This is a genomic window from Variovorax sp. J31P179 (assembly GCF_030316985.1).
In the GTDB taxonomy this organism is placed as follows: Bacteria; Pseudomonadota; Gammaproteobacteria; order Burkholderiales; family Burkholderiaceae_C; genus Variovorax; species Variovorax ginsengisoli_B.
In genome coordinates this window covers 254,253-271,714 of sequence record NZ_JASZYL010000006.1, presented here as the reverse complement: position 1 = coordinate 271,714, position 17,462 = coordinate 254,253, and the positions used below count along the sequence as shown (strand labels likewise).

Here is a 17,462-nt window from a genome sequence, read left to right as displayed (position 1 = left end):
GGGAGTGCTAAGCTAAGGGTTCCCACCTATTTTCTATGGGGGCGATAGCCTTTTCCCGCGCCTACCAGCGAATGCCGAGGCGAGAAAAAAGCAGCGACAGCACGAACAAAGGGCCGACCCAAAGGTATTGGATGTCCTCGAAGAAGGAAGGTTTCCGCCCTTCGATCTTGTGGCCGATGAACTGGAAGATCCAGGCCACCACGAAGATGGCGGCGGAAATCGGCAGCACAAGGTCCCCCATGGCGTGGACCAGCGCCAGTGCGGCGGCCGTGGCCGCGAGCATCGCCACCAGGAAGACCGGCGCCCGCAGCCCGACGTAATAGACCGCGCTGGCCGCCACGAAGGCATAGGCCACCCAGGGATGGAGAGCGAACAGCAGCCCGACGATGCTGACCATGATCGCTGGGATCGCGACCACGTGGATCGCCTCGTTGGTCGGGTTGCGGTGGCTCTCGCCATAGTGGGCGAGCAGGCGGTCGACCTTGCGGTCGGCGCCGGCGAGGGGGGCGGAAGCGGTGTTCATGCGGGTCTCCGGGGCCTCTTGGCGGGCTCCGGCCATGATGCCAGAGCGCCCCGCGGCGCACAAATTAGCCGAGGAGGGCCTGAGCGAACTCGCGCGCGTCGAAGGTTTCCAGGTCCTCGAGCTTCTCGCCGACGCCGATGAAATAGACCGGGATCGGCCGTTCGCGCGCGATCGCGCACAGCACGCCGCCCTTGGCCGTACCGTCGAGCTTGGTCACGACCAGCCCGGTCAGGCCCAGCGCCTCGTCGAAGGACTTGACCTGCGCCAGCGCGTTCTGGCCGGTGTTGCCGTCGATCACCAGCAGCACCTCGTGCGGCGCCGTCGGGTCGGCCCGGTTGACCACCCGCTTGATCTTCTTGAGCTCGTCCATCAGGTGGATCTGGGTCGGCAGCCGGCCGGCGGTGTCGACCAGCACCACGTCCTTGCCGCGCGCCTTGCCGGCATTGACCGCGTCGAAGCTCACGGCAGCCGGATCGCCGCCCTCCTGGCTGACGATCTCGACCGTGTTGCGGTCGGCCCAGACCAGCAACTGCTCGCGCGCCGCGGCGCGGAAGGTGTCGGCCGCCGCAAGCAGCACCGAGGCACCCTCGTTGGCCAGGTGCTTGGTGAGCTTGCCGATCGAGGTGGTCTTGCCGGCGCCGTTGACGCCGGCGACCATGATCACGGTCGGCGTGTGCTCGCCGATGACCAGCGATTTCTCCAGCGGGCGCAGCAGGTCGGCGATGGCGTCCGCCAGCAGCAGCTTGACCTGTGCCGCGTCGCTCGCCATGGTGCTCTTGACGCGGCGGCGCAGGTCCTCGAGCAGGTGCTCGGTGGCCTTGACCCCGGTGTCGGCCATCAGCAGCGCTTCCTCGAGTTCTTCGTAGAGTGCGTCGTCGATCTGGGCGTTGACGAAGGTGGCGGCGATGCTGTTGCCGGTCTTGCGCAGACCGTTCTTTAGCTTGCCGAGCCAGCCGCTGCGCGCGGGTTCGGCCGCGGGCGGGGGAGGGGGAGGTGGTGGAGGCGGGGGCGGCGGTTCGGGCACCGGCGGCAACGCAGCGGGCAGGGCCGGCGCAGCCGCGGAAGGCGCGGGCACCGGGGCCGGCACCGCGACGGGGGCAGGAGGTGTCGGCGCAGCCACGGGGGCTGGCGGCGGCGGCTCCACCACAGGCGCCGCCTTGCCGCCGAACCAGCTGGAGGGCGAAAAGACCGATTTGGGGGCGGGCGCGGGCGATTCGGCCGGCGGGGCCGCCGGCTCCGGAGCCGGCGCCGGGCTCTCGACCGCAGGTTTTTTCTTGAAGAAACTGAACATTGGGCGCTTTTTACAATCCGAGCCATTCTATGAAACACCCCTTGCCACGCCGCGCTGCGTCGGTCGCGGTGCTGGCTTCGGTGCTGTTGGCACTGCCGAGCCTGCCTGCGCTGGCCCAGTCCGCCCATTCGCCCACCGCCGAGACGGCCGCGCCCACGGCGCCGGTTCCGGCCCGGCAATTCACGCTTTCCAACGGCATGACCCTGATCGTCAAGCCCGACCGCCGGGCGCCGACCGCGGTCCAGATGCTCTGGGTCCGGGTCGGGTCGGTCGACGAGGTCGACGGCACTTCGGGCGTCGCCCACGTGCTCGAGCACATGATGTTCAAGGGCAGCAAGCAGCTCAAGCCGGGCGAGTTCTCGCGCCGCGTGGCTGCGCTCGGCGGGCGCGAGAACGCCTTCACCACCCGCGACTACACCGGCTACTACCAGCAGATTCCGGCCGGCCAGCTGGAGCAGGTGATGAAGCTCGAATCCGACCGCTTCGCCAGCAGCCAGTGGCCCGACGACGAATTCAAGCGCGAGATCGAGGTCGTCAAGGAGGAGCGCCGGATGCGCACCGACGACCAGCCGCGGGCGCTGCTCGGCGAACAGCAGAACGCGGCGATCTTCACCGCCTCGCCCTACCACCGCCCGGTGGTCGGCTGGATGAGCGACCTCGAAGCGATGACGCCGGCCGATGCCCGCGCCTTCTTCCAGCGCTGGTACGTGCCGTCCAATGCGGCGATCGTGGTGGCCGGCGACGTCGATGTCGACCAGGTGCGGGCCTGGGCCGAGAAATACTACGGCTCGATCCCGACCCGCGCCGTGCCGGAGCGCAAGCCGCGCACCGAGCCGGCGCAGCGCGGCGTGCGCCGGGTCGAATTCAAGGCGCCGGCCGAGCAGGCCTATGTGTCGCTGGCCTTCCGCGCGCCGCAGATCGCGACCGGCGACGCTTTCGGCGCCGCGGCCGACAGCGACGCCTATGCGCTGGTGGTGCTGGCGGCCCTGCTCGACGGCTATCCCGGTGCCCGGCTCGACCGCGCCCTGACGCAGGGGCCCGACCGCGTGGCCGATTCGGCCGGCGCCTATGCAGGCTTCATCGGCCGCGGGCCGCAGATCTTCGGGCTCGACGGCGTGCCAGCCGCCGGCAAGACGCCCGAGGCCGTGGAGGCCGCGCTGCGCGCCGAGGTCGCCAAGGTGGCGCGCGAGGGCGTCGGCGCGGCCGAACTGGCCCGCGTCAAGACCCAGTGGGTGGCCAGCGAGACCTACAAGCTCGATTCGGTGATGGCCCAGGCCCGCGAGCTCGGCAGCAACTGGGTGCAGGGCCTGCCGCTGGACGCCAGCGAGCGGATCATCGCGAAGCTGCAGGCGGTCACGGCCGAGCAGGTGCAGGCGGTGGCGGCGAAATACTTCGGCGACGACCAGATGACGGCCGCCGTTCTGCGGCCGCTGCCGCCCGAACCCAACCGCCGCCCGCGCGGTTTTGCAGCGCCTGCCGGCGATCTGCGTTGAAACGAGGTTGCATCCCCATGTTTGACACACGACAGTTCGCGCTGCGCAGCCTGCTGGCCGGCGCCGCGCTTTTCATCGGCGCCGCCGCCCAGGCCGCCATTCCGATCCAGCACTGGAGCCTCGCGAACGGTGCCAAGGTCTACCTGGCCGCCACCAACGCGCTGCCGATCGTCGATGTCCAGGTCGACTTCGACGCCGGTGGGCGGCGCGACCCTCCGGCCCAGGCCGGCCTGGCCTCGATGACCGCAGGGATGGTCGAGAAAGGCATTCGTGCGAACGGCAGCGACCCCGCCTTGGACCAGAACGCGTTGGGCGAAGCCTGGGCTGATCTCGGCGCCAATTTCGACGCCGGTGCCGGCTCCGACCGCACCAGCTTCACCTTGCGCACGCTGTCCGATCCGGTGCTGCTCGACAAGGCGGTGCGCCTGGCCGCGCGCGAGATCGGCGAGCCGGCCTTCCCCGAGGACGTCTGGAAGCGTGAGCGCGAGCGCATCGGGGCCTCGATCCGGGAAGCCAACACCAAGCCCGCCACCCGGGTCGAGCGGGCCTTTTCGCAGGGCGTCTACGGCAGCCATCCCTACGGCCTGGAGACCACCGAGGCCACGCTGGCTCAGATCGACGTCGCCGCGATGCGTGCGCGCTATGCGCAGCTGATCGTGCCCTGCCGCGCCAAGATCAGCATCGTCGGCGCCGTCACGCGGGCGCAGGCCGACGGCATCGCCGCCACGCTGCTGTCGCGGCTGCCCGCCGGGGGCGCTTGCGCCGCGCTGCCGGCGGTGCCCGAAGTGCAGCCGCTGGCGGCGCCCAAGGACGATCGCATCCCTTTCGATTCGGCCCAGGCCCATGTGCTGATCGGCCAGCCCGGCTATCGGCGCGCCGACCCCGACCACTTCGCGCTCACGCTCGGCAACTACGTGCTCGGCGGCGGTGGCTTCGTCTCGCGCCTGACCGAGCAGGTGCGCGAGAAACGCGGGCTGGCCTACAGCGTCTACAGCGGCTTCTCGCCGGGCCTGCATGCGGGCGCCTTCCGCATCGGTTTCCAGACCCGGCCCGACCAGGCCGATGAAGCCGTCAAGGTCTCGAAGGACGTACTGGCGAAGTTCGTCGCCGACGGCCCGACCGAGGCCGAGCTCAAGGCCGCGAAAGACAACCTGATCGGCGGCTTTCCGCTGCTGCTGGACAGCAACCGGAAGCTGCTCGGCAACGTCGCCAACATCGCCTGGAACGACCTGCCGCTCGACTACCTCGAGACCTGGACCGCGCGCGTGAACGCGATCACCGTGGCCGACGTCAAGGCGGCCTTCGCGCGCAAGCTCCAGCCGGAGAAGATGGTGACGGTGGTGGTGGGCGGGCAACCTTGAAGGCCCGGTGCAGGCGGCTGCCGTTAAGCTCCCGGGTGTGAAACCAAAGTCCCGAACACCCGCCCCCGCGGCACCGGCCAAGCCGGCCAAACTCGCCAAGGCACCGCATTTCGTCCGCATCATCGGCGGCCAGTGGAAGCGAACCCGCCTCGCGGTCGCCGACAAGCCCGGCCTGCGCCCGACTCCCGACCGGGTGCGCGAAACCCTCTTCAATTGGCTCGCCAGCCTGGCCGGCGTCGGCGGCGGCGAGCTGCCCGGCTGGCAGTGCGTCGATGCCTTCGCCGGCACCGGCGCGATCGGCCTCGAAGCCGCCTCGCGCGGCGCCGCCTCGGTGCTGCTGTGCGAGCAGGACCCGACCCTGGTCGCCCAGCTCCAGGGCCTGAAGGCCAAGCTCGGCGCCGACGCCGTGCGCGTCGAGCGCGGCAACGGCGTCACGGCGCTCGAGCGGGTGCCGGCCGGGAGCCTGCATGCGGTGTTCCTGGACCCGCCGTTCGAGAACCCCGCCTTGTACGAGCCGGCCCTGCGTGCGGCCCTGCGGGCTCTGCGGCCCGAGGGCGTGGTCTACCTGGAGGCCGCCCGGCGCTGGAGCGACGACGAGCTCGCCGCGCTCGGCCTTTCGGTCTTCCGCTACCTGAAGGCCGGCGCCGTGCACGCCCACCTTCTGCAGGCCGCGGCAAGCCCCGCTGCATAATCCGCCGAACCTGGCCGACGGCGGCCGAATCAGGAGGAAAGAAGCATGTCCAGCAACGTGATCGCCGTATATCCCGGCACCTTCGACCCCATGACGCTCGGTCACGAGGACGTGGTGCGGCGCGCGACCCAGCTGTTTTCGCGGGTCATCGTCGCGGTGGCAGCGGGACACCACAAAAAGGCCTTGTTCACGCTGCAGGAGCGCATCGACATGGCGAGCGACGCCGTCAAGCCCTACAGCGACCAGGTCACGGTCGAGAGCTTCTCGGGCCTGCTGCGCGATTTCGTGGTCGCCCGCGGCGGCAAGGCGATGGTGCGCGGCCTGCGCGCCGTGACCGACTTCGACTACGAGTTCCAGCTGGCCGGCATGAACCGTTCGCTCATGCCCGAGGTCGAGACCGTGTTCCTGACGCCGAGCGACAAGTACCAGTTCATTTCCAGCACCTTCGTTCGCGAGATCGCGATGCTGGGCGGCGAAGTCGACAAATTCGTCTCGCCCAACGTCCAGGACAGCCTGCTCGCCAAGGTCCGCGGCCTCGTGCGCGAATGAGCCCCCGCCCGGCCGCTCCGAAGGGGGCTCGCACCGCAGTGCGAAGCACGGAGGTTTTCAAATGAGCCCCCGCCCGGCCGCTCCGAAGGGGGCTCGCACCGCAGTGCGAAGCACGGAGGTTGCCGTTTGACCCCCCAGCCGCTTCGGCTGCATTCTCTGGGCGAGGCCGCCTTGCTGTGCGAGCTGCCGGCGCCGGCGACGCTGGTCCAGCAGCAGCGCATCTGGGCACTGGCCGCGGAAGCGATGCAGTGGCGCGGCGTGCAGGAGGTGCTGCCGGGCATGAACAACCTGAGCCTGCTGTTCGATCCGGCGCAGATCGATGTCGTCGAACTCGAGATGCAGGTGCTGTCGGCCTGGCCGCAACTGGCCGCGGCCGGCATCCAGGGCAGGCAGGTCGAGATTCCGGTCGCCTATGGCGGCGAGTCCGGCCCCGACCTGGCCGAGGTCGCCCGCCACACCGGCCTGTCGCCGGCCGAGGTCGTGAAGCGGCACAGCGCGGGTCATTACGTGGTGTACCTGCTCGGCTTCCTGCCGGGCTTCGCCTTCATGGGCGGCCTGCCGCCGGAGCTGGCGACGCCGCGGCGCAAGGAGCCGCGCCTGGCCGTGCCGGCGCGTTCGGTGGGCATCGGCGGCGAGCAGACCGGCATCTACCCGCTGGTCTCGCCGGGCGGCTGGCAGCTGATCGGCCGCACCTCGCTGGAGATGTTCGATCCGGGCGCGGCCGAGCCGACCCGCCTGCGGCCGGGCGACCAGGTGCGTTTCGTGGTCGAAAGCATGGAAGCCTGATGACGGGCGCTTCCGGGCTCACGGTCCTGCGACCGGGCATGCTGGCCTCGGTGCAGGACCTCGGGCGTCCGGGGCACCGCCAGCTCGGCATCTGCCCGGGCGGCGCGCTCGACACGCTGGCCCTGACCCTCGCCAACCGGCTGGCCGGCAACCCCGACGGCGCCGCCGGCCTCGAACTCACGATGGGCGGCTGCGAGATTCGCTTCGAGGTCCCGACCCGCATCGCGCTGGCCGGCGACGACTTCGGCGCCACGCTCGACGGCGTGCCGCTGTGGCCGTGCTGGAGCCTGCCAGTGGCCGCGGGGCAGGTGCTCAAGCTGGCCGGCGCCAACCGGTCGGCACTGAAGGCCGGGCTGCGCAGCTGGCTGGCGGTGGCCGGCGGGATCGATGTCCCGGTGATCCTCGGCTCGCGCAGCACCGACCTCAAGGCCGGTTTCGGCGGCCACCACGGTCGGGCCCTCAAGAAGGGCGACAAGCTGGCGCTCGGCACGACGGCACTGGACGCGCAGCAGCTGGCGCGGCGGCCCTTCGGCGTGCGCAGCCCCGATCCGGGCCGCGGCAGCGACGGCGCGACCGTGCTGCGGGTGATGCCCGGCCCCGAGTTCGAGCAGTTCACGATCGCGTCGCGCGAGGCGCTGTGGGGCGGGTCCTGGCGCCTCACGCCGCAGAGCAACCGCATGGGGAGCCGGCTCGAGGGCTTCGAGCTCAAGCGCCGGCGCGCCGTCGACATGCTGTCTTCGGGCGTGATCCCGGGGACGATCCAGGTGCCGCCCGCGGGCCAGCCGATCATCCTGATGGGCGATGCCCAGACCACCGGCGGCTATCCGCGCATCGGCGTGGTGATCCGCGCCGACCTCTGGAAGCTGGCGCAGGCGCCGCTCAATGGCCGGCTGCGGCTGCAGCAGGTCGATTCGGCACAGGCGCTGGCGGCCTGGGACGAGCGCCGGCGCTATCTCTCGCAGGTGGCGCAAGGCCTGGCGTCGGCGGGGTGGATCGCACCGGCGCAGAATCCTCCCCAAGGAGAAAGCGATGCAGATTGACCTCAACGCCGACCTCGGCGAGGGATGCGACAACGACGAGGCCCTGCTCGGGCTGGTGAGCTCGGCCAACATCGCCTGCGGCTGGCACGCCGGCGACGCCCGCACCATGCAGCAGTGCGTGCGCTGGGCGATCGCCAACGGCGTCGCGATCGGCGCCCACCCGAGCTTCCCGGACCGCGAGAACTTCGGCCGCAGCACCATGCACCTGCCGCCCGAGGAGATCGTCGCCGGCGTGCTCTATCAGATCGGCGCGCTGGCCGCGATCGTCAAGGCCGAAGGCGGCCGGCTGGCCCACGTCAAGCCACACGGCGCGCTCTACAACCAGGCGGTCAAAGAGCCGGCGCTGGCCGAGGCGATCTGCGAGGCCGTGCGCCGCTTCGATCCCTCGCTGCGCTATTTCGGGCTGGCCGGCAGCGGCATGATCGGCGCCGCCGAGCGCGCCGGCCTGCGGCCGGTCGAGGAGGTCTTCGCAGACCGCGGCTACATGCCAGACGGCAGCCTGGTGCCGCGCAGCCAGCCGGGCGCCCTGATCGACGACGAAGAAGCCTCGCTGGCCCAGACCCTGTCGCTGGTGCGCGACCGGCAGGTGCGCGCCATCGACGGCAGCCTGGTGGCGGTGAATGCGCAGACGGTCTGCCTGCATGGCGACGGCCCGCATGCGCTGGCCTTCGCGCGCCGCATCCGCGAGCGGCTGGCGGCCGAAGGCATCGCGGTCGCGGCGACGTGAACGTCCTGCTGACCGGCTTCGAGCCCTTTGACCGGGAGACGGTCAATCCGTCCTGGGAGGCCGTGCGCGCGCTCGACGGCTGGCGCCAGGGCGCTGTCGTGGTGCATGCGCGCCGCATCCCCTGCGTATTCGGTGCCGCGCTGCGGGCGCTCGACGCGGCGATCGACGAACTGCAGCCGCAGCTGGTGCTCGCCGTCGGCCAGGCCGGCGGCCGCAGCGAGTTCACGCCCGAACGGGTGGCGATCAATGTCGACGACGGCCGCATCGGCGACAACGTCGGCCACCAGCCGATCGACCAACCGGTGGTGGCGGGCGCGCCCGCGGCCTACTTCTCGACCTTGCCGATCAAGGCCATGGTGCGCGACCTGCGGGCCGCGGGCATCCCGGCCGCAGTGTCGAACAGCGCCGGCACCTTCGTCTGCAACCACCTGTTCTTCGGGTTGATGCACCGGGCCGCGACCCGCCCGGTGCCCGGCATGCGGGCTGGCTTCATTCACGTCCCGTACCTGCCCGAGCAGGTGGCGCGACTGCCGGGGCAGCCGAGCATGGCGCTGGCCACCATGGTCGCCGCGCTGCGCGTCGCGATCGCCACGTCGCTCGCGGTCGGCGAGGACATCCGCGAGACCGGCGGCCAACTGCACTGATCGCGGTTTCCGAAAGTCCGGGGGTGCGTGCCGTGCGGTGCTGCCGAGGATGAACCGTCGGCGTGAGCCCACTCCGAACAACGGACCTATGGCGCGACCAGCAGGCGCTGCAGCCAGGGCCCCAGCGTGGCGTTGACCAGCTCCGGCCGCTCCATCGTGAGCATGTGGCCGCATTGCGGGACCCAGACCAGCTCGGCCTGCGGCACCAGGCTCGCGATCTCGCTCGAGCACTCGGGCGGCGTCAGGCGATCACCGTCGCCGCACATCACCAGCACCGGACAGCGCAGCGAGGGCAGGTGGGGGCGGGCGTCCGGGCGCGCCATCAGGGCCCGGTTCTGCCGCACCAGCTGCGCCGCGCCGGCATCGAGCACCAGTTCGACGTAGCGCCGCAGCAGGGGGGCATCGCCGCCGCGCGAGCTGTGGAAGGCGAAGCCGGCGTTCAGCTCGATCACGTCGCGGGCCTCGCCGTTCTCGAACAGCTCGATCGCCGAACGCCGCAGTTCGAACATCTCGGGCGTTTCGGCGCGCGCGTTGGTGCCGAGCAGGGCCAGCCCGGCGATGCGCGCGGGCGCCTGCCGGGCGACCTCCATCGCGACCATGCCGCCCATCGAGGCTCCGCAGAGGATCAGCGAGCCCGGGTGGTCGGCCAGCACGGCGGCGGCCATGGTCTCGATGCGGTCGCAGCGCATGTGGGCGTCGCTCACGCGGACATCGAGCGCCGGGGGCAGGACCGGCCGCTGGGCCTCCCAGAGGCGTTCGTCGCAGGCGAGTCCGGGGAGCAACACGAGGCTTGGCATGCCCGGATTCTCGGTGAAGCCGCGAACGGTCGCGTGCCTGACACCGGCTGCGGGGAGAATAGACCCTGCCTATGTCCACTCCCACCGAACTCATCCTGATCCGCCACGGCGAGACCGACTGGAACCGCGAGCTGCGTTTCCAGGGCCACATCGACGTGCCCCTCAACGACATGGGTCACGAGCAGGCGCGCCGCCTCGGGCTGCGCCTGGCCGGCGAACCGGTGCAGCAGCTGATCAGCAGCGACCTGATGCGGGCGCAGCAGACCGCGGCGCCGGCCGCGCGGCAGCTCGGGCTCGAGATCCTCACCACCGTCTCGCTGCGCGAGCAGAACTTCGGCATCGTCGAGGGGATGCGCGCCGACGAGATCCAGGCCCGGCATCCGCGCGCCTGGGAGGACTGGCTGAAGTTCAGCGAGGACCATGCGATGCCCGAAGGCGAATCGCCGCGCCAGTTCCACGCCCGCATCATCGAGGCGCTGGGCCGCATCGCGACCGCCAACACGGGGCAGCGGCTCTTGGTGGTCACCCACGGCGGCGTGCTCGACATGGTCTGGCGCACCGCGCGCGGGCTGGGACTCAACGGGCCGCGCCAGAGCGACATTCCCAATGCCGGCTTCAACCGAATCCGCATCGCCGAGGCCGCGAAGCCCGACCAGATCGAGATCGTCGACTGGGCCGATACGCGGCATCTGGCGGACCTGCCGGAGCAGCCTACGTACGACCAGCGGCGGCATTCCTGAGACCTTGCGGGACAGACCAAGAAACTGCGCAGCAGTTTTTGCTCTGTCCTCGACCTCGTGAGACCTTGTGGGACAGACCAAGAAACTGCGCAGCAGTTTTTGCTCTGTCCTCAACTGACTAGAGGAGCCCGCCCCCATGCCCTACGCGACCACCCGCGAACTAGTCGCAGCCCTCCAATCCGGCAAGACCTCCGCCGCCGCCCTCCTGGCGGATTCCATCGAGCGAATCAAACAGTTCGACCCGGCGCTCAATGCCGTCGCAGTGCGCGATTTCGAGCGTGCCCGCGTGGCCGCGCTGGCCGCCGATGCCGCGCTGGCGCGGGGCGATCGCCGCCCGCTGCTGGGCGTACCGGTCACGGTCAAGGAGGCCTTCAACGTCGAGGGCCTGCCGACCACCTGGGGCATCCCCGGCACCGGGCAGCCGCCCGCGGCCGAGGACGCGGTGCTGGTGCGCCGGCTCAAGGCGGCCGGCGCCATCGTCATCGGCAAGACCAACGTGGCGATGCAGCTGGCGGACTGGCAGTCGAGCAATCCGGTCTACGGCCGCACCAACAATCCCTGGGACCTGGCGCGCACGCCCGGCGGCTCGTCGGGGGGCGGTGCGGCAGCGCTGGCGGCGGGCTACGTGTCGCTCGAGTTCGGTTCCGACCTGGTCGGCTCGCTGCGCGTGCCGGCCCATTTCTGCGGCGTCTTCGCGCACAAGCCCACGCACGGCCTGGTGCCGATGCGCGGCAGCGCGCCGCCGGGCACGCCGGCCCTGTCGGCCGACCCCTGGGTCGACCTCGCGGTGGTCGGCCCGATGGCGCGCAGCCCCGCCGACCTGGCGCTGGCGCTCGACGCCATCGCCGGCCCGGACGATGCGCAGGCGATCGCCTACCGGCTGGCGCTGCCGCCGTCGCGCCATGCCGCGCTGGCGGATTTCCGCGTGCTGTTGCTCGACACCCATCCGCTGGTGCCGACCTCCGCGGCGGTCCGTTCGGCCTTGCAGCGTCTGGCCGACGGCCTGGCGCGCGCCGGCTGCCGGGTCGAGCGCGGCAGCCCGCTGCTGCCCGACCTGGCGCGGGTGGCGTCGCTCTGGGGCCAGCTCTTGTGGGCCCAGCTCGGTGCGGACATGCCGGGCGCCGAAGCGGGGATCAGCCATCGCGACTGGATTCATGCCGACCGCATGCGTGCCGCCACGGCGCACCGGTGGCGCGCCTTGTTCGCCCAGTGGGACGTGGTGCTGTGCCCGGTGTCGCCGACGCCGGCCTTCCCGCACGATCCGGGCGAGATGGAGACCCGGCGGCTGCGGATCGACGACCACGAGATCGCCTACAAGGACCAGTCGCCCTGGTCGAGCCTGGCGACGCTGACCGGGCTGCCCGCGACCGCGATGCCGATCGGCCTGAGCGAGGAGGGGCTGCCGGTCGGCATGCAGATCATCGGCCCGTACCTGGAGGACCGCACGACCATCGCCTTCGCCGAGGCCGTGGAGCGCGCCTTCGGCGGCTTCGTCCCGCCGCCTGGCTACGACGGCTGAACTGCCCATAATGGGCGCCTCCACGAGGTGCACACATGGCGCAACTGTCCGCACGAGAGATCGCGCAGTACCAGTCCGAAGGCTGGGTGATCCCGCAGTTCCGGCTGCCCGAGGCGCGGGTCGCGACGATGCGCGAGGCGCTCGACGAACTGATCCGCAACAACCCCGGCGTGCGTCCCGAGAAGCTGGTCTCGGCACATGTCGAGGGCGACAACGGCGAGGGCGTGCGCGGCAGCCGGCGCTTTCTCGAACTGGCGATGGACCCCGAGATCGTCGAACTGGTGTCGGGCGTGATCGGCGACGACGTGATCCTCTGGGGCTGCCACGTGTTCTGCAAGCCGGCCGCCGAAGGCTACGAGACCCCCTGGCACCAGGACGGCCACTACTGGCCGATCCGGCCGCTGGCCAACTGCACGGTCTGGGTTGCACTTGAAGCGTCGACGGTCGAGAACGGCTGCCTGCGCGTCATCCCCCGCTCGCACCGTGGCCAGGTGCTGCACGAGCACCTGCATGAAGATCGCACCGACCTGACCCTCAACCAGCGCCTGGCGGCGGGCAGCTTCGACGAGGCCTCGGCGGTCGACCTCGAACTGCAGCCGGGCCAGATGTCGCTGCACGACGTCTACATGATTCACGGCGCCCAGGCCAACACCTCCGCGAAACGCCGAACCGGCGTCGCCCTGCGCTACATGCCCGCGACCTCGGTGTTCCAGCGCGATCTGCGGCCGGTCGACGGCAAGAGCGGCGTGGCGGTCGATTTCGCCCGCCGCCCGCTGTGGCTGCTGCGCGGCACCGACCGCAGCGGCCGCAACGATTTCGAGATCGGGCACCGGGCGATGGGGCTGGATCGGTAGCGCTACCGCGGGCCTAGAATCCGGGCCATGAGCAATGAGGAGCCTCCGGTTCGACGGGCCCGCCGCGGCAGCGGCGCGGTCACGCTGCACGATGTCGCCAAGCTCGCCGGCGTCGCGCCGATCACGGCTTCGCGCGCGCTGAGCAGTCCCCGGCAGGTGTCGGCCGAGGTGTTGCAGAAGGTCACCGCGGCCGTCGAGCGCACCGGCTACGTGCGCAACGTGCTGGCCGGCGGGCTGGCGTCCACCCGCAGCCGGCTGGTGGCGGCGGTGGTGCCGACCATCGCCGGCCCGGTGTTCCTGCAGACGGTCCAGGCGCTGACCCAGGCGCTGGCCGAGCGCGGCTACCAGTTGATGCTGGGCCAGAGCGGCTACGTCGATTCGCGCGAGGACGCGCTGCTCGAGACCATCATCGGCCGCCGACCCGACGGCATCGTGCTGACCGGCATCATGCATTCGACCGAGGGCCGCAAGCGCCTGCTGGCGGCCGGCATCCCGGTGGTCGAGACCTGGGACCTGACGCCGACGCCGCTCGACATGCTGGTCGGCTTCTCGCATCCCGCGGTCGGCCGCGCGGTGGCCGAGTTCCTCCATGTCCGCGGCCGGCGCCGGCTGGCGGCGATCGCCGGCGACGACGAGCGCGCGTTCCGCCGGCTGCAGGCCTTCCAGGACACCGCGCGGGCCATCGGCCTGCCCGAGGTGGCCGTGGTGCGGGTGCCGGCCCCGACCACCCTCAAGAGCGGCCGCGCGGCGCTGGCCGAGCTGCTGCGCGACGCGCCGGGCATCGACGCCGTGTTCTGCAGCTCGGACCTGCTCGCGCTCGGCGTCATGACCGAGGCGCAGGCGCGCGGCATCGCGGTGCCCGGGCAGCTGGCGGTGGTCGGATTCGGCGACCTCGAGTTCGCCGCCGATCTCCACCCGGCCCTGACCACGGTGCGGATCGACGGCACAGCCATCGGCCGGCAGGCGGCGCAGTTCATCGTCGAGCGGGCCGAAGGCGGCCAGCGCGGCCCGCGGGTGGTGGACATCGGCTTCTCGATCATCGAGCGGGAGAGCGCCTGATCGGTACAAACCCCTAGTGGGTGTTTCGGATAGGTAGCGCTATCATTCGGCATCTGAAGGTAGCGCTACCATTTCCATTCATCCGCAGGAGACAGACATGAAACGATTGCTCGGCACCCTCGCGCTCGGCCTCGCGGCCCTCGGCGCCCAGGCCCAGGACTGGCCCCAGAAACCCGTGACGCTGGTGGTCCCGTTCCCGGCCGGCGGATCGACCGACATGGTGGCGCGTGCCATCTCGCCCCGGCTCGGCGAGAAGCTGGGCCAGTCCTTCCTGGTCGACAACAAGGCCGGGGCCACCGGCACCATCGGCGCCACCTTCGTGAAGCGGGCTACGCCCGACGGCGCCACCTTCCTCGTGACCTCCCTGGGCCCGCTGGTGATCGCGCCGCACCTGATCAAGGGCATGCAGTACGACGCCCTGAAGGATTTCGACCCGATCACGGTGGCGGTGCAGGCGCCCAACGTGCTGGTGGTCCCCGCCAAGTCGCCGTTCAAGACGGTGGCCGAGGTGATCGCCAACCTGAAGGCGCATCCCGGCAAGATGACCTTCGCGTCGTCGGGCAACGGCTCCAGCGACCATCTCACGGCCGAACTGTTCTGGCAGCAGACCGGCACCCAGGGCCTCCATGTCCCCTACAAGGGCGGCGCGCCGGCGATCACCGACCTGCTCGGCGGCCAGGTCGATGCCTCGTTCCAAAACGTCAACGCGGTGGTGCAGAACATCAACGCCGGCAAGCTGCGGGCGCTCGCGGTCACCGGCGACAAGCGTTCGCCGGTACTGCCCGACGTGCCGACCACGGCCGAGGCCGGCGTCAAGAACCTCGAGGTGTATTCGTGGCAGGCGATCGTCGCGCCCAAGGGCCTGCCGCCGGCGCTGCGCAGCAAGGCGCATGATGCGATGACCGCGGCGCTGAACGACCCCGCCGTGAAGCAGCAGTTCACCGCCATCGGCCTGGAGGTGGTCGCCAACACGCCCGAGCAGTTCGCCAAGTTCCAGCAGCAGGAGTCCGCCCGCTGGAAGAAAGTGATCGAGACAGGCAAGATCACTATCGACTGAGAGACCCGCCATGTCCCACTCCACTCCCCTCGTCACCGATTTGCGCGTGATCCCGGTCGCCGGCCGCGACAGCATGCTGCTCAACCTGAGCGGCGCCCACGGCCCCTTCTTCACCCGCAACCTGCTGATCCTCAGCGACAACGCCGGCCGCACCGGCGTCGGTGAAGTCCCTGGCGGCGAGAAGATCCGCCAGACCCTCGAGGACGCCCGCGACCTGGTGGTTGGCCAGTCGATCGGCAACGCCCAGCGCGTGATGCAGCAGGTGCAAAAGCAGTTCGCCGACCGCGATGCCGGCGGCCGCGGCCTGCAGACCTTCGACCTGCGCACCACGATCCATGCCGTGACCGCGATCGAGTCGGCGCTGCTCGACCTGCTGGGCCAGCACCTGGGCGTGCCGGTCGCGGCGCTGCTCGGCGAAGGGCAGCAGCGCGACGCGGTCGAGATGCTGGGCTACCTGTTCTATGTCGGCGACCGCGACAAGAGCGACCTGCCCTACGCCCGCGAGCCCGAGGCCGACAACGACTGGTTCCGCCTGCGCCACGAGAAGGCCATGACGCCCGAGGCCATCGTGCGGCTGGCCGAGGCGGCGCGCGACAAGTACGGCTTCAACGACTTCAAGCTCAAGGGCGGCGTGCTGCGCGGCGACGAGGAGGTCGATGCCATCGTCGCGCTGCACGAGCGCTTCCCCGAAGCGCGCGTGACGCTCGACCCGAACGGCGGCTGGCTGCTCAAGGATGCGATCCGCCTGGGCCAGCGGATGCGCGGCGTGGTCGCCTATGCCGAAGACCCCTGCGGCGCCGAGGAAGGCTTCTCGGGCCGCGAGGTGATGGCCGAGTTCCGGCGCGCCACCGGCCTGCCGACCGCCACCAACATGATCGCCACCGACTGGCGCCAGATGAGCCACGCCCTGGCGCTGCAGTCGGTGGACATCCCGCTGGCCGACCCGCATTTCTGGACCATGGCCGGGTCGGTGCGCGTGGCCCAGACCTGCCGCGACTGGGGCCTGACCTGGGGCTCGCATTCGAACAACCACTTCGATGTCTCGCTGGCGATGTTCACCCAGGTCGGCGCCGCCGCGCCGGGCCGTGTCACGGCGATCGATACGCATTGGATCTGGCAGGACGGCCAGCGCCTCACCAAAGACCCGCTGCAGATCGTCGGCGGCCACGTGCAGGTGCCGAAGAAGCCGGGCCTGGGCGTCGAGCTCGACATGGTCGAGGTCGAGAAGGCGCACCAGTTGTACAAGCAGCACGGCCTGGGCTCGCGCGACGATGCGATGGCGATGCAGGCGCTCATTCCCGGCTGGAAATTCGATCCCAAGCGGCCGGCCTTCGATCGTTGAAGACTTTGCGGGACAGACCAAGAAACTGCGCAGCAGTTTTTGCTCTGTCCTCGACTGACTGAGACCTTGCGGGACAGACCAAGAAACTGCGCAGCAGTTTTGCTCTGTCCTCGACTGACTGAGACCTTGCGGGACAGACCAAGAAACTGCGCAGCAGTTTTTGCTCTGTCCTCAACTGACTAGAAGGAGCTGTTCATGAGAGAAAACCGCCTGCGCACACTATGGAAATCGGGAGGCGCCGCAGTCAACGGCTGGCTCGCGATCCCCAACGGCTTCTCGGCCGAGACCATGGCCCACCAGGGCTGGGATTCGCTGACCATCGACCTGCAGCACGGCGTGGTCGACTACCAGTCGATGATCCCGATGCTGCAGGCGATCTCCACCACCGACACGGTGCCGGTGGTGCGCGTGCCCTGGCTCGACCCGAGCGCGCTGATGAAGACGCTCGATGCCGGCGCCTACGGCGTCATCTGCCCGATGATCAGCACCGCCGACGAGGCCGCCAGGCTGGTCGCCTACACCCACTACGCGCCGCGCGGCACGCGCAGCTTCGGCCCGGTGCGCGCGCTGCTCTACAGCGGCGCCGACTACGCCCAGCATGCCAACGACACCATCGTCACCTTCGCGATGATCGAGACCGCGCAGGCGCTGGAGAACCTCGACGCCATCATGTCGGTCGAGGGCCTGGACGCGGTCTACATCGGGCCCTCGGACCTCTCGCTGGCGCTCGGCTGCCGGCCGGTGTTCGACGACGTCGATCCGCCGGCGGCGCAGGCGATCGACCACATCCTCGAGCGCGCCAAGGCGCACGGCCTGGTGGCCGGCATCCACAACGGCACGCCCGAGGGCGCACTGGCGCGCATCGCCAAGGGCTTCCAGTTCGTCACCGTGAGCTCGGATGCGCGCCTGATGGCCGCCGGCTCGCAGCAAGTGCTTTCCAAGATGCGCGCCGCACCGGCCGCGCCCGGCTCCTCCACCTACTGAAAGGG

General features: G+C 70.5%; 18 protein-coding genes. 15 read left to right on the top strand and 3 right to left on the bottom strand.

What is annotated here, in order from left to right; translation table 11 throughout:
• Positions 1-61: 61 nt before the first annotated feature.
• A complete protein-coding gene (locus tag QTI17_RS17720; RefSeq protein WP_286534739.1) occupies positions 62-523 on the bottom strand; it encodes an Mpo1 family 2-hydroxy fatty acid dioxygenase in 462 nt (153 codons plus the stop codon).
• Positions 524-587: 64 nt separating this feature from the next.
• Positions 588-1,814 carry a signal recognition particle-docking protein FtsY gene (ftsY, locus tag QTI17_RS17715; protein WP_286534738.1) on the bottom strand — a complete coding sequence of 409 codons (1,227 nt, stop codon included), beginning with the start codon at positions 1,812-1,814 and terminating at the stop codon, positions 588-590.
• A gap of 29 nt (positions 1,815-1,843) precedes the next feature.
• On the opposite strand from ftsY, the gene QTI17_RS17710 reads away from it, so the two are divergent.
• From QTI17_RS17710 to pcp, 8 genes are all read left to right on the top strand, one after another.
• Positions 1,844-3,307 carry a M16 family metallopeptidase gene (locus QTI17_RS17710; protein WP_286534737.1) on the top strand — a complete coding sequence of 488 codons (1,464 nt, stop codon included), beginning with the start codon at positions 1,844-1,846 and terminating at the stop codon, positions 3,305-3,307.
• Positions 3,308-3,324: 17 nt separating this feature from the next.
• Positions 3,325-4,668 (top strand): M16 family metallopeptidase, encoded by a 1,344-nt coding sequence (locus QTI17_RS17705; RefSeq protein ID WP_286534736.1) that lies wholly within the window; start codon positions 3,325-3,327, stop codon positions 4,666-4,668.
• Between the two features lie 37 nt (positions 4,669-4,705).
• Positions 4,706-5,359, top strand: a complete 654-nt coding sequence (locus tag QTI17_RS17700; protein WP_286534735.1) for an RsmD family RNA methyltransferase — start codon at positions 4,706-4,708, stop codon at positions 5,357-5,359.
• A gap of 45 nt (positions 5,360-5,404) precedes the next feature.
• A complete protein-coding gene (coaD, locus tag QTI17_RS17695; RefSeq protein WP_286534734.1) occupies positions 5,405-5,908 on the top strand; it encodes a pantetheine-phosphate adenylyltransferase in 504 nt (167 codons plus the stop codon).
• Between the two features lie 126 nt (positions 5,909-6,034).
• A complete protein-coding gene (pxpB, locus tag QTI17_RS17690; RefSeq protein ID WP_286534733.1) occupies positions 6,035-6,694 on the top strand; it encodes a 5-oxoprolinase subunit PxpB in 660 nt (219 codons plus the stop codon).
• Positions 6,694-7,734 carry a 5-oxoprolinase subunit C family protein gene (locus QTI17_RS17685; protein WP_286534732.1) on the top strand — a complete coding sequence of 347 codons (1,041 nt, stop codon included), beginning with the start codon at positions 6,694-6,696 and terminating at the stop codon, positions 7,732-7,734. Before pxpB ends, QTI17_RS17685 begins: the two co-directional genes overlap by 1 nt.
• Entirely contained in the window at positions 7,724-8,461 is a 738-nt protein-coding gene (gene pxpA, locus QTI17_RS17680; RefSeq protein WP_286506060.1) for a 5-oxoprolinase subunit PxpA, read from the top strand. The genes QTI17_RS17685 and pxpA overlap by 11 nt, the downstream gene beginning before the upstream one ends.
• Positions 8,458-9,105, top strand: a complete 648-nt coding sequence (gene pcp, locus QTI17_RS17675; protein WP_286534731.1) for a pyroglutamyl-peptidase I — start codon at positions 8,458-8,460, stop codon at positions 9,103-9,105. Before pxpA ends, pcp begins: the two co-directional genes overlap by 4 nt.
• Positions 9,106-9,191: 86 nt before the next feature.
• Here pcp and QTI17_RS17670 read toward each other — a convergent pair whose 3' ends face one another.
• Positions 9,192-9,902 carry an alpha/beta fold hydrolase gene (locus QTI17_RS17670; protein ID WP_286534730.1) on the bottom strand — a complete coding sequence of 237 codons (711 nt, stop codon included), beginning with the start codon at positions 9,900-9,902 and terminating at the stop codon, positions 9,192-9,194.
• A gap of 71 nt (positions 9,903-9,973) precedes the next feature.
• Between QTI17_RS17670 and QTI17_RS17665 the strand changes: the two genes are divergently transcribed.
• The 7 genes from QTI17_RS17665 (at position 9,974) to QTI17_RS17635 (ending at position 17,457) form a co-directional block, all read left to right on the top strand.
• Complete coding sequence (locus QTI17_RS17665) at positions 9,974-10,642, top strand: histidine phosphatase family protein (RefSeq protein ID WP_286534729.1); 669 nt, start codon at positions 9,974-9,976, stop codon at positions 10,640-10,642.
• Positions 10,643-10,778: 136 nt separating this feature from the next.
• Positions 10,779-12,161 carry an amidase family protein gene (locus QTI17_RS17660; RefSeq protein WP_286534728.1) on the top strand — a complete coding sequence of 461 codons (1,383 nt, stop codon included), beginning with the start codon at positions 10,779-10,781 and terminating at the stop codon, positions 12,159-12,161.
• Between the two features lie 35 nt (positions 12,162-12,196).
• The gene (locus QTI17_RS17655; RefSeq protein ID WP_286534727.1) at positions 12,197-13,015 is read left to right on the top strand and encodes a phytanoyl-CoA dioxygenase family protein; all 819 of its coding nucleotides are present in this window, start codon (positions 12,197-12,199) and stop codon (positions 13,013-13,015) included.
• 27 nt (positions 13,016-13,042) lie between these two features.
• The gene (locus QTI17_RS17650; RefSeq protein WP_286534726.1) at positions 13,043-14,074 is read left to right on the top strand and encodes a LacI family DNA-binding transcriptional regulator; all 1,032 of its coding nucleotides are present in this window, start codon (positions 13,043-13,045) and stop codon (positions 14,072-14,074) included.
• A gap of 97 nt (positions 14,075-14,171) precedes the next feature.
• Positions 14,172-15,131, top strand: coding sequence for a Bug family tripartite tricarboxylate transporter substrate binding protein (locus QTI17_RS17645; protein WP_286534725.1), 960 nt, complete (start codon positions 14,172-14,174; stop codon positions 15,129-15,131).
• A gap of 10 nt (positions 15,132-15,141) precedes the next feature.
• Entirely contained in the window at positions 15,142-16,473 is a 1,332-nt protein-coding gene (gene gudD / locus QTI17_RS17640; protein WP_286534724.1) for a glucarate dehydratase, read from the top strand.
• A 195-nt stretch (positions 16,474-16,668) separates the two neighbouring features.
• Complete coding sequence (locus tag QTI17_RS17635; RefSeq protein WP_286534723.1) at positions 16,669-17,457, top strand: HpcH/HpaI aldolase family protein; 789 nt, start codon at positions 16,669-16,671, stop codon at positions 17,455-17,457.
• Positions 17,458-17,462 lie beyond the last annotated feature (5 nt).

Excerpts from the sequence above, each read along its gene's own strand:
- QTI17_RS17685 (WP_286534732.1), top strand. The coding sequence starts at position 6,694 with ATGACGGGCGCTTCCGGGCTCACGGTCCTGCGACCGGGCATGCTGGCC.
- QTI17_RS17650 (WP_286534726.1), top strand. The coding sequence starts at position 13,043 with ATGAGCAATGAGGAGCCTCCGGTTCGACGGGCCCGCCGCGGCAGCGGC.
- QTI17_RS17720 (WP_286534739.1), bottom strand. The coding sequence starts at position 523 with ATGAACACCGCTTCCGCCCCCCTCGCCGGCGCCGACCGCAAGGTCGAC.
- QTI17_RS17655 (WP_286534727.1), top strand. The coding sequence starts at position 12,197 with ATGGCGCAACTGTCCGCACGAGAGATCGCGCAGTACCAGTCCGAAGGC.
- QTI17_RS17645 (WP_286534725.1), top strand. The coding sequence starts at position 14,172 with ATGAAACGATTGCTCGGCACCCTCGCGCTCGGCCTCGCGGCCCTCGGC.
- QTI17_RS17705 (WP_286534736.1), top strand. The coding sequence starts at position 3,325 with ATGTTTGACACACGACAGTTCGCGCTGCGCAGCCTGCTGGCCGGCGCC.
- pxpA (WP_286506060.1), top strand. The coding sequence starts at position 7,724 with ATGCAGATTGACCTCAACGCCGACCTCGGCGAGGGATGCGACAACGAC.
- QTI17_RS17635 (WP_286534723.1), top strand. The coding sequence starts at position 16,669 with ATGAGAGAAAACCGCCTGCGCACACTATGGAAATCGGGAGGCGCCGCA.
- QTI17_RS17710 (WP_286534737.1), top strand. The coding sequence starts at position 1,844 with ATGAAACACCCCTTGCCACGCCGCGCTGCGTCGGTCGCGGTGCTGGCT.
- gudD (WP_286534724.1), top strand. The coding sequence starts at position 15,142 with ATGTCCCACTCCACTCCCCTCGTCACCGATTTGCGCGTGATCCCGGTC.
- ftsY (WP_286534738.1), bottom strand. The coding sequence starts at position 1,814 with ATGTTCAGTTTCTTCAAGAAAAAACCTGCGGTCGAGAGCCCGGCGCCG.
- QTI17_RS17665 (WP_286534729.1), top strand. The coding sequence starts at position 9,974 with ATGTCCACTCCCACCGAACTCATCCTGATCCGCCACGGCGAGACCGAC.
- coaD (WP_286534734.1), top strand. The coding sequence starts at position 5,405 with ATGTCCAGCAACGTGATCGCCGTATATCCCGGCACCTTCGACCCCATG.
- QTI17_RS17670 (WP_286534730.1), bottom strand. The coding sequence starts at position 9,902 with ATGCCAAGCCTCGTGTTGCTCCCCGGACTCGCCTGCGACGAACGCCTC.
- QTI17_RS17660 (WP_286534728.1), top strand. The coding sequence starts at position 10,779 with ATGCCCTACGCGACCACCCGCGAACTAGTCGCAGCCCTCCAATCCGGC.